The sequence below is a fragment of the Microbacterium sp. 4R-513 genome (assembly GCF_011046485.1).
In the GTDB taxonomy this organism is placed as follows: Bacteria; Actinomycetota; Actinomycetes; order Actinomycetales; family Microbacteriaceae; genus Microbacterium.
In genome coordinates, this window is the sequence record NZ_CP049256.1 from 758805 (window position 1) to 774532 (window position 15728).

The 15728-nt window shown below is 71.4% G+C and carries 10 protein-coding genes; 7 read left to right on the forward strand and 3 right to left on the reverse strand.

Annotated elements, in window-relative coordinates; genetic code table 11:
• The first annotated feature begins 55 nt into the window (after positions 1–55).
• Positions 56–1513: a DUF6421 family protein gene (locus G5T42_RS03270; RefSeq protein WP_165125374.1), complete on the forward strand. Its 1458-nt coding sequence runs from the start codon at positions 56–58 to the stop codon at positions 1511–1513.
• Positions 1514–1540: 27 nt separating this feature from the next.
• On the opposite strand, the gene G5T42_RS03275 is transcribed toward G5T42_RS03270, so the two are convergent.
• Positions 1541–2941: an MFS transporter gene (locus G5T42_RS03275; RefSeq protein WP_165130059.1), complete on the reverse strand. Its 1401-nt coding sequence runs from the start codon at positions 2939–2941 to the stop codon at positions 1541–1543.
• A gap of 121 nt (positions 2942–3062) precedes the next feature.
• Here G5T42_RS03275 and G5T42_RS03280 point away from each other — a divergent pair, with 121 nt between their 5' ends.
• Positions 3063–3734: an SDR family oxidoreductase gene (locus G5T42_RS03280; RefSeq protein ID WP_165125377.1), complete on the forward strand. Its 672-nt coding sequence runs from the start codon at positions 3063–3065 to the stop codon at positions 3732–3734.
• Between the two features lie 92 nt (positions 3735–3826).
• Complete coding sequence (locus G5T42_RS03285; protein WP_165125380.1) at positions 3827–4894, forward strand: low specificity L-threonine aldolase; 1068 nt, start codon at positions 3827–3829, stop codon at positions 4892–4894.
• Between the two features lie 72 nt (positions 4895–4966).
• Here the strand turns inward: G5T42_RS03285 and G5T42_RS03290 are convergent, their stop codons facing one another.
• On the reverse strand, positions 4967–6634 hold the full coding sequence (locus G5T42_RS03290; RefSeq protein WP_206535699.1) for a DivIVA domain-containing protein: 1668 nt from the start codon (positions 6632–6634) through the stop codon (positions 4967–4969).
• Between the two features lie 294 nt (positions 6635–6928).
• Positions 6929–7597: an NUDIX hydrolase family protein gene (locus tag G5T42_RS03295; protein WP_165130060.1), complete on the reverse strand. Its 669-nt coding sequence runs from the start codon at positions 7595–7597 to the stop codon at positions 6929–6931.
• 171 nt (positions 7598–7768) lie between these two features.
• On the opposite strand from G5T42_RS03295, the gene G5T42_RS03300 reads away from it, so the two are divergent.
• From G5T42_RS03300 to G5T42_RS03315, 4 genes are all read left to right on the forward strand, one after another.
• Positions 7769–8347, forward strand: coding sequence for an alpha/beta fold hydrolase (locus tag G5T42_RS03300; RefSeq protein WP_347104194.1), 579 nt, complete (start codon positions 7769–7771; stop codon positions 8345–8347).
• Positions 8348–8676: 329 nt separating this feature from the next.
• On the forward strand, positions 8677–10338 hold the full coding sequence (locus G5T42_RS03305; RefSeq protein WP_165125383.1) for an ABC-F family ATP-binding cassette domain-containing protein: 1662 nt from the start codon (positions 8677–8679) through the stop codon (positions 10336–10338).
• A gap of 39 nt (positions 10339–10377) precedes the next feature.
• Positions 10378–10563, forward strand: coding sequence for a PspC domain-containing protein (locus G5T42_RS03310; protein WP_165125386.1), 186 nt, complete (start codon positions 10378–10380; stop codon positions 10561–10563).
• A 151-nt stretch (positions 10564–10714) separates the two neighbouring features.
• The gene (locus G5T42_RS03315; RefSeq protein WP_165125389.1) at positions 10715–15724 is read left to right on the forward strand and encodes a DEAD/DEAH box helicase; all 5010 of its coding nucleotides are present in this window, start codon (positions 10715–10717) and stop codon (positions 15722–15724) included.
• The last annotated feature ends 4 nt before the right edge of the window (positions 15725–15728 follow it).

The following is a 15728-nucleotide window of genomic DNA, read 5'->3' on the forward strand; positions in this document are numbered from 1 at the left end:
ATTTCCGTAGAATGTCGAAATCATCCGTCCACCCGACATCCGATCGGAGGTCCACATGTCCATCAGCCACATGCACGAAGGTGCGGTCGAGGCGATCATCGGTGAGCCCGAGGTCGTCGAGGACACCCTCCGGCACGAGGTGCGGACGGGACCTGCCGCTGATGTCGAGCACAGCCCGGCATGGCACCGGCTCAAGGATGCCGCGACGAACCTGCAGACGATGCAGGCCAAGGACGGCTCGATCCCCGACCCGGCCGACCACGCCGAGGCTCGGGTCTGCGTCGAGGTCATCGTCGGGGCGATCCGCGAGCTGGCGCCGCTCTTCCCCCACGATGCGGATTACCTCGCGGCTTCCGAGCGCGACTTCGAGCGGTGGGCGGACGGCGGCTTCGGCATCCCGGACTTCCTCGATTCGCTTGTGGCGTTCCAGCCGCAGCAGCATCGGATCGACGGCATCCGTCACCTCGTGGTCTTCCCGATGTACACGCAGAACGGCTCGGCCGATCGATTCGTCGAGGCGCTGATCGTCGAGGTCATCTGGCCGGACTTCATCGCGCAGCTCGAAGCGGGCGACTACGGCAACAAGCTGTTCGTCTCGCTGCGGCTCGTCGACTTCACGCCCGGATACGACACCAACTCGGCCGTCCTGTTCCCCGAGACGGTCGCGATGCGGGAGATCCCCGCCTTCACGTGGGGCGCGATCTTCCAGGACCGCGAGGCCGCGCGCTACCGCCGGGTCGTCCACGCCGCCGCCGAGATCACCAAGCTCGACCTTCCCGCCGAGGCGGCGGCGATGCTCGACGACCAGGCGCTGAGCGAGAAGACCTTCGTGATGTGGGACATCATCCACGACCGCACCCACATGCGCGGCGACCTGCCGTTCGACCCGTTCATGATCAAGCAGCGGATGCCGTACTTCCTGTACTCGCTCGAAGAGCTGCGCTGCGACCTCACCGCGTTCCGAGAGTGCGTGGCCATCGAGCAGCGTCTGGCCGCCCGCGCCGGCGACCTCGATGCGACCGAGACCGAGATGCTGCAGCACGCGAAGCTCGTGCAGTACGCCGTGATCTTCGACCGGATCTTCCGGTTCGCGATCACGGGCACGCGCGTGCGCAACTACGACGGTCTCGGCGGACAGCTGCTGTTCGCCTGGCTGCACCAGCGCAACGTGCTGCACTGGACCGACACGTCGCTCGCCTTCGACTGGGACGACGTGCCCGCAGCGGTCGTGGCGCTCGGCGACGCCATCGACGAGCTCTACTGGCGCTCGATCGACCGTCCGAAGACGGCGCACTGGCTCGCCGCGTACGACCTCGTGCGCGGCACGCTGACGCCCAACCCGGCGTCGGTTTGGGCGCGCGGTCTCTCGGACGAGGTGCTCGCCGGCATGCCGAAGGGCTACACGGACGCCGTCCTCGACGACGAGTTCCCGCTCTCGATGTTCTACGAGGCGCTCGAGAAGAAGATGCGCCCCGTCATCGAGTCGACCTCGGGCATCCGCGGCACCGACTGACCTCGGTCGCCTCGGAGACGAGGTGGCTCAGCGGCCCGAGCTCTCTGGGGCGGGCTCGGTCGCTGCGCCCGCGGCGGGCGGCGTGGCGACGGATGCCTCGGCATCCGTCCCCGCCGCGTCGCTCGTCGCGCCCGTCTCGCCCGTCTCGTACTCCCGCGAGAGGGTGCGGTAGGAGCGCGTCGTGAAGGCGAGGAGCGCCAGCACGACCATGATGAACCCCGAGACCAGGAACACCAGGGCGATCCCGCGCGCCTCCCCCTCGCCCAGGAGCCACCCCCACGTCTGCTGACCCGCCTCGGAGTTCATATAGGGGATGATCCAGAACTGCGCGATCGGCGCGATGAGGAAGGCCGTGATGGGTGCCGCGGCCGCCTCGAACGCCTGGGCGAAGCCGAAGACGCGCCCCTGCGTCGCATAGGGCACGACCCGCTGGATCACGGTCTGCTCGGACGCCTCGACGACCGGGATGATGCACATGTACAGCCAGATCCCGAGGGCGTAGAGCCACCACCACTCACGGATCGTGAAGAGGCTGCCGAGGACGCCCATCACGATGACGAAGAGGAGCATCGTGCGGATGGGGTTCTTGCCCAGACCGAACTTCGCCACGAACGCGCCGCCGATGATGAAGCCCGTCGCCGTGACGCCGAGCACGACTCCCCACCACTCGACCGGGAAGAGCGTCAGGCCGTAGGGGTCCATGAGCGCCATGTAGACGCCGCCGATGAGGTTGTTGAGCGTCGAGAAGATGATGAGCGCGAAGAGCCCCGAGACCGCGGCGACGGCCCGGACGCTGCCGCGGAAGTCGATGAACGGAAGCTTCTCGCCCGAGGCGGCCGGCTTCGCCTCGGGAATGCGGATCAGCATGAGGTGGAGGAGCGCCGCGGCCGTCAGGACGAGAGCGATGACGAGTGTCCAGCCCATTCCCAGGAGGCCGATCGCGAGGCCGCTGAAGATGCTCGTGACCATGAAGGCCATGCCCTGCACGGTGCCGACCAGCCCGTTGGCGTTGGCGTGCCTTTCGACGGGCACGAGGAGGGTGACGGTCGTCGAGAGGGCGATGCTGCGGAGGTTCTCGACGACGGCGCCGGCCAGGATGATCGCGGAGAAGATCCAGAACCAGGGCTGACCGAGGTCGATGAGGGTGGGTTCGCCGAGCGCGATCCACATGGCGCCGGCGATGAGGAACGCCGCCAGCGTGACGAAGCCCGACAGCACCATGACGCGGTGCTTGCGATGACGGTCGACGACGGTGCCGAACAGCATCCCGAACAGCGCGATCAGCAGCATGTAGACGCCGCCGATGACGCCCGTGGCGAGGACCGACTTCGTCTCGAGGTAGGCCCAGAACGTCAGCGCGAACCACAGGAAGCTCGTCGTGATGTTCGCGACGGCGGTGTTGACGAGCACCTGGATGAAGATGCGCATACCCCCGGGCGGCGCGAGCACGGTCTCGCGAGGGGCGTCCGAAGGGCCGGTGTCGGAGGCCATGGGGCGAGGCTAACGGGCGGCTCCGACACGCGTAAACCCCGAGTGGGAGGATGGACCCATGACGACGTCGTTGGCGGGCCGCACGATCCTGTTGTCCGGCGGCACGAGCGCCGTGGGCGAGGCGGCCGCGCGGACGGCCCTGGATCGCGGAGCGACAGTGGTGGTGGCCGGGCACGATCCGGCCAAGCTCGACCGCATGGCGGAGGCTCTTCCGGGCGTGCGCGGAGCGGCGTGCGACCTGACCGACGAAGCGGCGGTCCGCGGGCTCGCGGACGAGCTGCACGCCGACGTCGGGCGCATCGACGGCGTCCTGCACCTCGTCGGCGGCTGGCGCGGCGGCGGCGGCCTCGCGGGTCAGACCGACGACGACTTCCGCTTCCTCGAGCGGTCGCTGACCGCGCTCCGCCATGTCACCCGTGCCTTCGACGACGACCTGCGCTCGTCCCCGGCAGGCCGCCTCGCGATCGTCTCGTCGACGGCGGTGGCCCGTCCGCTCGCCGGCGGCGCGAACTACGCGGCCGTCAAGGCGGCGAGCGAGGCATGGACGCGCGCCGTCGCTCAGGGCTTCGCGAAGGCGGCACGGGATGCCTCGCAGCCGCTGGCCGCGGCATCCGTCGTCTTCCGCGTGAAGGCCCTCGACGGACTGGAGCAGACCCTGGCCGACGCGTTCACCGGTCTGTGGGCCGCCGACGCGGCCGACGTCAACGACACGGTCGTGACGCTCGGCTGAACGGGACCGGAGGGGCCGGCGTTCCACCCCTCCACGAGCTCAGGGACCGGGCGGGGCGGGGGGCCGGGGGCGGCGAAGTAGATTGGTGGATCGTGACCACGATCCATGACCGCACGGTGCGCGGCTTCGCGTCCGACAACTACTCCGGCATCCACCCCGAGATCCTCGCCGCCATCGCGGCCGCGAACGAGGGGCATCAGGTCGCCTACGGCGAGGACGCCTACACGGCGCGCCTGCAGGAGGTCATGGCCCAGCATTTCGGCGAGGGCGCCGAGGCGTTCCCCGTCTTCAACGGCACGGGGGCCAATGTCACGGGCCTGCAGTCGATGCTGCCGCGCTGGGGTGCGGTCGTCGCGGCGACGACGGCGCACATCAACGTCGACGAGGGCGGAGCGCCCGAGCGCGTCGCCGGCATCAAGATCCTCAACGTCCCGACCGACGATGGGAAGCTCACCCCCGAGCTGATCGACCGAGAGGCGTGGGGATGGGGCGACGAGCACCGCGCGCAGCCCCTCGTCGTCTCGATCACACAGTCGACCGAGCTCGGCACGCTCTACACGCCGGACGAGATCCGCGCCATCGCCGACCACATCCACCCCCTCGGCATGCGGCTGCACGTCGACGGCTCGCGCATCGCGAACGCCGCGGCCTCCCTCGACCTCCCCCTCCGCGCCTTCACGCGCGACGTCGGGGTCGACGTCCTCAGTTTCGGCGGCACGAAGAATGGCGCGATGGTGGGCGAGGCCATCGTCGTGCTCGACCCCGAGGCATCCTCGGGTCTCACCTTCCTGCGCAAACTCAACATGCAGCTGTCCTCGAAGATGCGGTTCGTCTCGGCTCAGCTCGTCGCGCTCCTCGAGGGCGACCTGTGGCTGCGCAACGCACAGCACTCCAACGCGATGGCCCAGCGCCTGCGTGCGGGCGTCGAGGCGGGCATCGCCGACGGGTCGATCCGCGGTGTGGCCTTCACGCAGCCCACTCAGGCGAACGGCGTCTTCGCCACCCTCCCCGCCGGCGTCGCCGACCGGCTGCGCGAGAGCTTCCGGTTCTACGACTGGGATGCCGCGAAGAACGAGGTGCGCTGGATGTGCAGCTTCGACACCACCGAAGGGGACGTGGACGCGTTCGTCACGGCGATCGCCCGCGAGACCTCGGCGTAGCGCCGGACACGACGAAGGGGTCGAGCGCAGCTCCGGGCTGTGCTCGACCCCTTCTCATGGGATCGGCGGGCGTCAGCTGTTGTGCTGCTCCGCGTCGGCGGGCGCACCCTCGGCCCCGTGGTGCTCGGAGGACCGCTCGACCTCGGTGTGCTCCTCGGCGCTCCTGTGCTGGCCCCCGTGCTCGCCGTCGCCGTGCTCGGACTCGGTGTGCTCGACGTGGGTGCGCTCGCCGTCGGACTGCTCGACGCCGGAGTGCTCGAGCTCGGTGCCATCGCCCTTGGGGGCCGCGCCATCGGGGTCCGCGGCTTCGGCAGCCGCGGCATCCGTCGTCTCCTCCTCGGCGGGAGGGGTCGACCCGCTCGACGGCTCGTCCGTCGCGTCGAACGGCGTCTCGGGGCGGATGAGCTCACGCACCTCGGCCATGAAGCTCGTGAGCTGGTGCTGCTGCCAGCGCAGCTGGCGCGTGCGGTCCTCGGCGTCGCGCAGCACGCCCTGCGAGTGCGCGGTCACCGTCTCGATGATCTTCTGCGCCTTGTCACGAGCCCGGTCGAGGGTCTCACGTGCGCGGATGTTCGCATCGGCCTCGATCTGCGCGGCCTGCGCCCGCATGAGGCGATCGAAGTCGTCGGCCTTCGCTCCGACGCGCTGAGCGTGCTCGAGCGACGCGGCGACCTGGTCGTTCGCATCCTGCGTGATCCGCTCGGCGTGCGCGACGGCCTGGTTATGGAGCATGAGGAACTCCTGCTGAGCATCGCTCTGCCGGCGGGTGAGCGACTCCTCGAACTCGAGCGCGCGCATGCGCAGCTCGCGCACCGCCTCCTCGGCCTCCTGGCGCGAGAGCGACGTCTCGCGGGCGACCATCGAGCGCAGCGACGCGGCGCCCTTCTCGGCCTCGCTGCGGATCGCGGCGGCCTCCTGCTCGGCCTGTGACACCTTCTCGGCGGCGTGCGCGGCCTCGCGCTCGAGACGGGCCTCGTGCGCCGTCAGCTCGGTGTCGATGCGGAGGCGGGCCTGCTGCGCTTCGTGCTGTGCCTGGGTGAGGATCGCCTCGGCCTCGACCTGTACTTCCTTGCGGCGGTTGCCGATCTCTTCGCGCGCGGCCTCGAGCAGGCGGTCGGCCTGGATGCTGGCGTTGCGGATGATGAGGCTCGCCTGGTCTTCGGCGACGCGGAGGATCTCCTCGAACTGCGGCCGGCTGGAGTCCTGCCCGGCCCCCTCGACGAGCTCGTCGCTCAGCGCCTGAACCTGCGACTCGGCCTTGGCGGCGCGGGCGTTCGCCGCCGTGAGCTCGGCCTCGAGGCGCTCGATCGCATCGCGGTTGCGGGCGTCGGCGGCGGCCACCTCGGACTGCACGCGGTCCTGTACCTTGCCGAGACGCGCGTTCGCCGTGTTGAGCGCGGCCTTCAGCCGGTCGATCGTCTCGCGGCTGCGGGCGTCGGCGTCGGCGAGCTTGGCCTCATACTCCGACTCGATGCGCTCGACGGCCTCCATGCTCTGCGCGTTCGCGGTGTCGCTCACGTGGCGGTAGCGCTGCTCGAGCAGCGTGATCTCGTCGCTCTCCGCGCGCAGTCGCGCCGTCAGGCGCGCGATGGCCGCGTCGACCTCGTCCTTGTCATAGCCCCGGAACGCCGTCGTGAACGAGGGACCGGCGACGGACTGCTCGCCGCCGATCATCAGTTCGTCGAACGGGGACGCGTCTTCGGGGCGGGCGTTCCGGGCAGGGCTCTGCTGGTCGGACATCTGACTCTCCGCTTCTTCGCTTCATGAGCTCGAGGACGGCGGGCAGAGCGGGCGGACAGGCCTCGTTCCGCGACCGTCGATCGGGCTCGGCGGTCGCGTTGCGGCGAGGTCGTCGCGCGGGGTGCCGCGACGTCGGTATTGGGGGGATCCGGCGCGGGATCGCGCCTCGGTCGGGGGAATCATACCTGCCGAAACTGTGCGGGGGGAACGGCCCTGGGAGCGCGCCCACGACGCCGCGTCCGAGTCGCTCGCCTGCCCGACGAAGGAGGGGGTTCGCGGGTCGCTGAGGTCAGCTCAGCGGAGCGCGCCGACGCTCGCGAGCGCGAGGCGCACGAGCGTGCCGCGCCCGCCCTCCATCTCGGCCGCGAGCGAGTCCGACGCCGCTTCCGCGGGTGAGAGCCACGTGACTTCCAGCGCGTCCTGGCGGGGCTCGCACGTGCCTGTCACGGGCACGACGAACGCGAGGGAGACCGCGTGCTGCCGGTCGTCGTGGAAGGCGCTGACGCCGGGGATCGGGAAGTACTCCGCGACGGTGAAGGGCACGGGCTGGGGCGGCAGGAGCGGAAACGCCATCGGCCCCAGATCGTTCTCGAGGTGGCGGAACAGCGCATCCCGCACGGTCTCGCCGTAGCGGACGCGTCCCGAGACGATCGTGCGGGTGATCTCGCCCAGCGGGGTGGCGCGCAGCAGGATGCCCACCTGCGTCACGGCTCCCATGCCGTCGGTCCGCACGGGAAGCGCCTCGACGTAGAGCATCGGCAGGCGTCGACGCGCCTCGGCGAGCTCGATGTCGGTGAGCCACCCGGGGTTCGCGGCGTTTCCGGGAGCCGGCGACCCGAAGGTGCCGTCGCCGAGCGGATTCCCCGGCACCCCGAACGACGCGCCGATGCCGCCGAGAGGATCGCGGGGCGTGCCCTGGTCGTCGCTCTCGTTGGGATCGGGGTCTGGCGTGCGGACCGGCATGCCTCCTGTATACCGCAGGGCCCTCGGCGGCACGGCTCCGACCGACCGCACGTCGAGTACGAGTGCCAGGATCGAGGGCATGACCGATCCGTCGACCGAGACCCCGCACCTCGATCCCGACATCGTGCTCTGGTCGGCTCCTCCCGCGGATCGGGGGGCAGGCCGCTGCTGGTGCTGCTGCACGGCTACGGCGCCGATGAGAACGACCTGTTCGGCCTCGTCCCCTACCTTCCGTCCGAGTTCGCGGTCGCCGCCGTCCGGGCGCCGCTCGCGCCGCCGTGGCCCGCCCCTGGTTACTCGTGGTACCCCATCGAGGGCCTCGAAGGCCGCGATGCGGCGAGGACGACGGATGCCGCCGCCCGCCTCCTGCACTGGCTCGATGCCGTCGCACCCGCGCCCACGCCGGTCGGCCTGCTCGGCTTCTCGCAGGGCGGCGCGGTGTCACTGCAGGCTCTGCGGCTCGCCCCGGAGCGACTGGCATTCGTCGTGAACCTGTCGGGCTATGCGACCCCCGGCGAGCTGCCCCGAGACGCGGAGCTGGCCGCGCGCAAGCCACCGGTGTTCTGGGGCCGCGGCACCCACGACGACGTCATCCCCGAGTTCCTCGTCGCGCACAGCATCGAGTGGCTGCCCGCGCACGTCGATTTGAGCGGACGGGTCTACCAGGGCCTCACGCACAGCGTGTCGGAGGCCGAGCTCGCTGACGTGCGGGTCTTCCTCGACAAGCAGCTCGAGAACCTGGCGGGATGACCACGGACCCCGAGCACATCCAGGTGTCGGAGCCGCAGCTGTGAGGAGCGCGGGTCGAGGCATCCCGTTCCTCTTTCAGGATCGGTTCGCTATGCTTGGCCGGTCCTTGTCCCGAGTGTGAGGAAAGACGTTGACGGAGATCGTCGCGACCGCGCTGTGACCACGCGCTGATCCGTCGACCCCTCTGTCCGTTCCCGGACATCCTCGACGCGAGTCTGCGCCCCGATCCGCGCTGACCCGTCGACCTCCGCCGTCATCCGGCTCCGGCTTCTCCGGACGCTTTCGCGGCCTCTTCGGTGTCAGTGCATCCCACGACACCGAGGAGCCTCATGCCCGCCCATACCTTCACCCCCTCCGTCGTCATCGACGACCTCACCTTCACCTGGCCCGACGGCACGACCGCCCTCGCCGGCCTCTCCGGAGCGTTCGGCTCAGGCCGCACCGGTCTCGTCGGCCGGAACGGATCGGGCAAGTCGACGCTGCTCCGGCTCATCGCCGGCGAGCTCGCCGCCGATCGCGGGCAGGTGACGCGGTCGACGGATGCCGCGTACCTCCCGCAGCGCCTGACGCTCGACGTCGACCGGCCCGTCGCCGAACTGCTCGGCGTGGCCGCTCCGCTCGTCGCGCTCCGCGCGATCGAGTCGGGCGACCCCGACCCCGCCCACTTCGACGCCGTCGGCGCGGAGTGGGACATCGAGGCGCGCTCCCATGCGGCGCTGGCCGAGGCCGGGCTCGCACCCGACATGCTCGACCGCCGCGTCGGCGAGCTCTCGGGCGGCGAGGCCGTCCTGACCGCCATCGCCGGCATCCGGCTGCGCAATTCGCCCATCGCGCTCCTCGACGAGCCGACGAACAACCTCGACCGCGACGCCCGCGCCCGGCTCTACGCCATGGTCCGCGGGTGGCGGGGAGCCCTCATCGTGGTCAGCCACGACACCGCCCTCCTCGAGCTCGTGGACGACACCGCCGAGCTGTACGAGAACGAGCTGTCGGTCTTCGGCGGCCCGTACTCGGAGTGGCGCGCATGGCTGGATGCCGAGCAGGGCGCCGCTCGGCAGGCCGAGCGCACCGCGGAGCAGCTCCTCAAGCGCGAGAAGCGCGAGCGCATCGAGGCCGAGTCGAAGCTCGCGAAGCGAGTCGCGATGGGGCGCAAGGCGCAGTTCGAGAAGCGCGTGCCGCCCATCGTCGCGGGCAACCTGAAGCGTGCGGCGCAGGTGTCGGCGGGCAAGATGCGCGGCGAGAAGGCCGACCGCGAGGCATCCGCTCGCCTGGCGCTCGACGCCGCGGAACGGCGCGTGCGCGACGACGCGTCGCTTCATATCGATCTGCCCGCCCCGGGTGTGCCCGCGGGGCGACGGATCGCGACGATCGGCGACGGCACCCGGTCCTGGATCCTCCAGGGCCCGGAGCGCGTCGCGCTCATCGGACCGAACGGCGTCGGGAAGACGACGCTGCTCGAGCGGCTCGTCGGGTCGACCGGCACGGATCTCGCGGATTCGGGATCCGCGGGCGCGGCCCCCGAGCCGGCGGATTCCCACGGTGTCCTGCCGGCGTCGTGCGCGGCGAGGGCTCACACCGATCGGATCGGCTACCTGCCGCAGCGCGTCGACGGGCTGGAGGACGAGGCATCCGTCGTCGAGAACGTCGCCGCCGCGGCGCCGGACGTTCCGATCCCGGAGCTGCGCAACCGGCTGGCGCGCTTCCTGATCCGAGGGGATGCCGCGACCCGGCCCGTCTCGACGCTCTCGGGCGGCGAGCGGTTCCGCGTCGCCCTTGCGCGGCTGCTGCTCGCCGACCCGCCGCCGCAGCTGCTGGTGCTCGACGAGCCGACGAACAACCTCGACCTCGACACGGTCGACCGCCTCGTCGAGGCGCTCTCTGCCTACCGGGGGGCGGTGCTCGTCGTGAGCCACGACGACGCGTTCCTCGAGCGGCTCGGCGTCGACCTCGTGCTGGAGCTCGACCGCGACGGGACGCTCGGGGAGCGATGACGTCTATCGGTGCGGGGACGATGGGGGCAGGATGGTCGCATGGCCGAGCTCGTACGTCCCCGCACCGGTCGCGTCCTCGGTGGCGTCTGCCTCGCGATCGCGAACCGCTTCGAGATGAGCCCCATCGTCGTCCGCGTCGTCATGGTCGGCTCGGTCGTCTTCTTCGGCCTGTCGATCTGGCTCTACCTGCTGCTCTGGCTGCTCATTCCCCTCGGTAAGGATTGACCCGGTCAGACGGCCGCCGCGAGGGAGAGACCGCGGGGCCTCGTCAGCTGCGGGCAGGCTCGGGCGGCGAGACGCGCGAATGGTCTCTCGATCAGGAGAAAGTTCTCATCTGACCGCCCCCGATGTCGGCGGTGTCCGGGAGGATGGAGGGATGAGCGACGCTTCGGGAGCCTCGGCACAGCGTGTGCTCGCGCGGTTCTCGCCTGCCACGCAGGACTGGTTCCGCGGCGCCTTCGCGCAGCCGACGAACGCGCAGATCGGCGCGTGGGATGCGATCTCCGCCGGCAAGCACGCGCTCGTCGTGGCTCCGACGGGCTCCGGCAAGACCCTCTCCGCCTTCCTGTACGCGATCGACAGGGTCTTCCGCGAGAAGGCTCCCGAGAACTCCGAGCCCGCTCCTGGGCGGGGCAAGAAGAGACGGGATGCCGCGGCATCCCCCACCCGCATCCTCTACATCTCTCCGCTGAAAGCCCTCGGCGTCGACGTCGAGCGCAACCTGCGGTCGCCGCTCGTCGGAATCGGGCAGTCGGCGCGCCGGCTGGGCATCACGGTGCCGGACGTCTCGGTGGGAGTGCGCTCGGGCGACACGACGTCGAGCGATCGTCGGAAGCTGGTCTCGGCGCCGCCCGACATCCTCATCACGACTCCCGAGTCGCTCTACCTCATGCTGACGAGCCAGGCGGGGCAGACCCTCGCCGGCGTGCACACCGTGATCATCGACGAGGTGCACGCCGTCGCGGCGACGAAGCGCGGCGCCCACCTCGCGGTGAGCCTCGAGCGGCTGGACGCCCTTCGCGAATCGCTGCAGCCGGGCTCGCCGCCCGCGCAGCGCATCGGGCTGTCGGCGACCGTCCGCCCGATCGACGAGGTCGCCCGGTTCCTCGGCGGCGCGGCGCCGGTCGAGATCGTCGCGCCGAAGTCGTCGAAGGCCTTCGACCTGCGGGTCGTCGTCCCGGTCGACGACATGCTCAACCCCCCGCCTCCTCCAGGCGCCGACGTCGAAGAGACCCCGCCGGGCGCCGACGAGGACGAGGACTGGTTCGGCTCGGGAGCCCGGTCCACGTCCGAGAGCACCGAGGTGACGGGGTCGCTGTGGCCGCACGTCGAGGAGGCGATCGTCGATCGCATCCTGCAGCAGCGCTCCACCATCGTGTTCGTCAACTCCCGGCGGCTCGGCGAGCGGCTGACCGCACGGCTCAACGAGATCTACTCGGAGCGCCTCGGGCTAGATCTGCCGGAGCCCTCGGGCTCAGGGGCCGGAATGCCCGCGGCGATGATGGCGCAGGCGGGGTCGACCTCGGGCGCCGCCCCCGTGCTCGCGAAGGCGCACCACGGCTCGGTCTCGAAGGAGCAGCGCGCGCAGGTCGAGGAGGAGCTCAAGTCCGGCGTGCTGCGCTGCGTCGTGGCGACCTCGAGCCTCGAGCTGGGCATCGACATGGGCGCCGTCGACCTCGTGATCCAGGTCGAGGCGCCGCCCTCGGCATCCTCCGGCCTGCAGCGCATCGGCCGCGCGGGGCACCAGGTGGGCGAGGTGAGCCGCGCCGCACTCTTCCCCAAGCATCGGGGCGACGTGCTGCACACCGCGATCGTCACGGAGCGCATGCTCGCCGGCAAGATCGAGGCGATCTCGGTGCCGCAGAACCCGCTCGACATCCTCGCGCAGCAGACCGTCGCGGCCTGCGCCGTCGGTCCCGTCGACGTCGAGGGCTGGTACGAGACGGTCAGGCGCAGCGCGCCGTTCCGCTCGCTGCCCCGCTCGGCCTACGAGGCGACGCTCGACCTGCTCGCGGGCCGCTTCCCCTCCGACGAGTTCGCCGAGCTGCGGCCCCGCGTCGTGTGGAACCGCGACCTCGGCGTGCTCACGGGCCGGCCCGGAGCGCAACGCATCGCCGTCACGAGCGGCGGCACGATCCCCGATCGCGGCCTGTTCGGCGTCTTCGTCGCGGGCGAGTCGTCGAATGCTCGCGTGGGCGAGCTGGACGAAGAGATGGTCTACGAGTCGCGCGTCAACGACGTCTTCACGCTCGGCACGACCAGCTGGCGCATCGTCGAGATCACGCACGATCGGGTGAACGTCGTGCCCGCGTTCGGACAGCCGGGCAAGGTGCCGTTCTGGCACGGCGACGGCCTCGGCCGGCCGGCAGAACTCGGTGAGGCCCTGGGGGCCTTCGCGCGCGAGGTCTCGACGGCGAAGCCCGACAAGGCGGAGGCGCGGCTGCGCGAGGCAGGACTCGACCTCAACGCGACGGGCAACCTCATGGCCTACCTCGCCGAGCAGCGCGAGGCGACCGGCACGCTTCCGACCGACAAGAGCCTGACGGTGGAACGCGGCCGCGACGAGGTGGGCGACTGGCGTCTCATCCTGCATTCCCCATACGGCATGCCGGTTCATGCGCCATGGGCTCTCGCGGTGAACGCCCGGATCCGCGAGCGGTTGGGCGTCGACGGATCGGCGGTCGCGAGCGACGACGGGATCATCGCCCGGATTCCGGATGCCACAGCCGAGCCGCCGGGCGCCGAGCTCTTCGTCTTCGATCCCGACGAGCTCGAGCAGATCGTCACCGACGAGGTCGGCGGCTCTGCGCTGTTCGCCTCGCGGTTCCGGGAGTGTGCGGCACGGGCCCTGCTCATGCCGAGGACCAATCCGAACCGCCGCAGCCCCCTCTGGCAGCAGCGGCAGCGTTCGGCGCAGCTCCTCGAGGTCGCGCGGCGCTATCCGACCTTCCCGATCATCCTCGAGACGCTCCGCGAGGTGCTGCAGGACGTCTACGACGTACCGGCGCTGCTGCGCATCGCCCGCGGCATCGGCGAGCGCCGCATCCGACTTGTCGAGACGGAGCCGTCCCAGCCGTCGCCGTACGCGCGCGACCTCCTCTTCGGCTACGTCGGCGCGTTCATGTACGAGGGGGACTCTCCCCTGGCCGAGCGTCGCGCGGCGGCCCTCTCCGTTGATCCCGCGCTGCTTTCGGAGCTCCTGGGCAAGGTCGAGATGCGCGAGCTCCTCGATCCCGCGATCATCGCGCAGTTCGAGCGCGAGGTTCAGCGCCTCGAGCCCGAGCGTAGGGCACGGGGCGTCGAGGGCGTCGCCGACCTCCTCCGGATGCTCGGACCCATGGATGCCGCGGAGGTGGCGCTGCGGCTGCAGCCTGCGGATACGGCGCCCGCCGCGACCACGCAGGCGGCCGCGCCGCGGCGGGTCGCGGAGGGGCACGCTGACCCCGAGACGGGTGAGTGGTGGGACGAGGGCGAGGAGTTCGACTCTTCGACAAGCTCACGGACCGGGAATGGTGGCTCAGGGGCCGGGGATGGTGGCTCGGCGGCCGAGGACGAGGCGTTCGACCCTTCGACAAGCTCAGGGACCGGGGGCGGCGAGGCGGCGCCGCGAGCGGGCTGGTCGTCGGAGCCGCATGCGACCGAGGCCGAGGCATCCGCTCACCTGACGGCGCTGATCGACTCCCGGCGAGCCATTCCGGTGACGGTCGCCGGGATCACCCGGGTCGCGGCGATCGAGGATGCCGGGCGCCTCCGCGATGCCCTCGGGGCGGCGCTGCCCGTCGGCATACCGACGGCGTTCCTCGATCCGCTCGCCGACCCGCTCGGCGACCTCGTCGCACGCCACGCGCGCACGCACGGCCCGTTCACGGCGGACGCCGTCGCCACCCGTCTGGGCCTCGGGGTCGCGGTCATCCGGCACACCCTGCAGCGACTCGAGTCGCAGGGCCGCGTGTCGAGCGGATTCTTCCTCCCGGAAGCGTCCGCCGAGGCGCAGCAGCGCGGCGACGACCTGGAGTGGTGCGACACCGAGGTGCTGCGGCGGCTGCGCATGCGCTCTCTCGCCGCCATCCGCGGGAGCGTCGAGCCCGTCTCGCAAGAGGCCTACGCGCGGTTCCTTCCGGCGTGGCAGCACATCTCGCGCCCGCTCGAAGGCGTCGACGGCGTCGCGGCCGTCATCGAGCAACTGGCCGGGGTGCCGATCCCGGCGAGCGCGTGGGAGTCGCTCGTGCTCCCCGCGCGCGTCTCGGACTACACGCCGGCGATGCTCGACGAGCTGACCGCGACGGGCGAGGTCATCTGGTCCGGCCACGGATCGCTCCCCGGCCGCGACGGGTGGATCGCGCTGCATCCCGCCGACGGCGCGCCGCTCACGCTCGCGCCGCCGAACGAGGAGATCGCGCACGGCACCCTCGAAGAACAGCTGCTCGAGGCGCTCGCGGGCGGCGGGGCGTACTTCGCCGCGCAGCTCAAGCAGATCACAGGTGCCGAGAACGAGCAGTCGGTCATCGACGCGCTCTGGAGCCTCACGTGGGCGGGCCGCGTCACCAACGACACATTCGCGCCCATCCGCACGCTCCTCACGGGCGGCTCGCAGGCGCATCGCGTCACGCGGCGTGCACCCCGCGCCCGGATGTACCGGGGCGCGGCGGTGCGGTCGGTCGCGGCATCCGTCCCTCCCCGTCCGCCCGCGATCGGCGGCCGCTGGTCGCTCCTGCCGCCGGCGGAGATCGACACCGCGCTGCGCGCGACCGCGTCGGCGAGCCTCCTGCTCGACCGCTACGGCGTCGTGACGCGCGGAGCCGTGCAGTCCGAGGGTCTTCCCGGCGGTTTCGCACAGGCGTACCGCGTGCTCGCCGGCTTCGAGGAGGCGGGGCACTGCCGGCGGGGCTACGTCATCGAGAAGCTGGGGGCGGCGCAGTTCGCGGCATCCGCCACCGTCGACCGGCTCCGCGAGTTCGCGGGACTGCCCGACCCCGCACCCCTCAAGGCCGTGACCCTCGCCGCGACGGATCCGGCGAATCCGTACGGGGCGGCGCTCGCGTGGCCCGCGCTGGAGGGCGTCACCCACCGGCCGGGGCGCAAGGCCGGCGGGATCGTCGTGCTCGTGGACGGCGCCCTCACGCTGTACCTCGAGCGCGGCGGCAAGTCGGCGCTCGCCTTCACCGACGACGAGCAGCGGCTCGCGGCGGCGGCGCGCGACCTTGCGGCGACAGCACGGGAGCGGCGACTCGACACCCTCACGATCGAGCAGGTCAACGGCGCCTTCGTCTACACGGCGCCGACGGGTGCCGCCCTTCGCGACGCCGGCTTCGTCGAGTCGCCGAGAGGCCTGACCCTCCGGCGCCTCACGGCGGGGGATGCGGCGCGAGCGGCGGCGCATGCCTGAACGG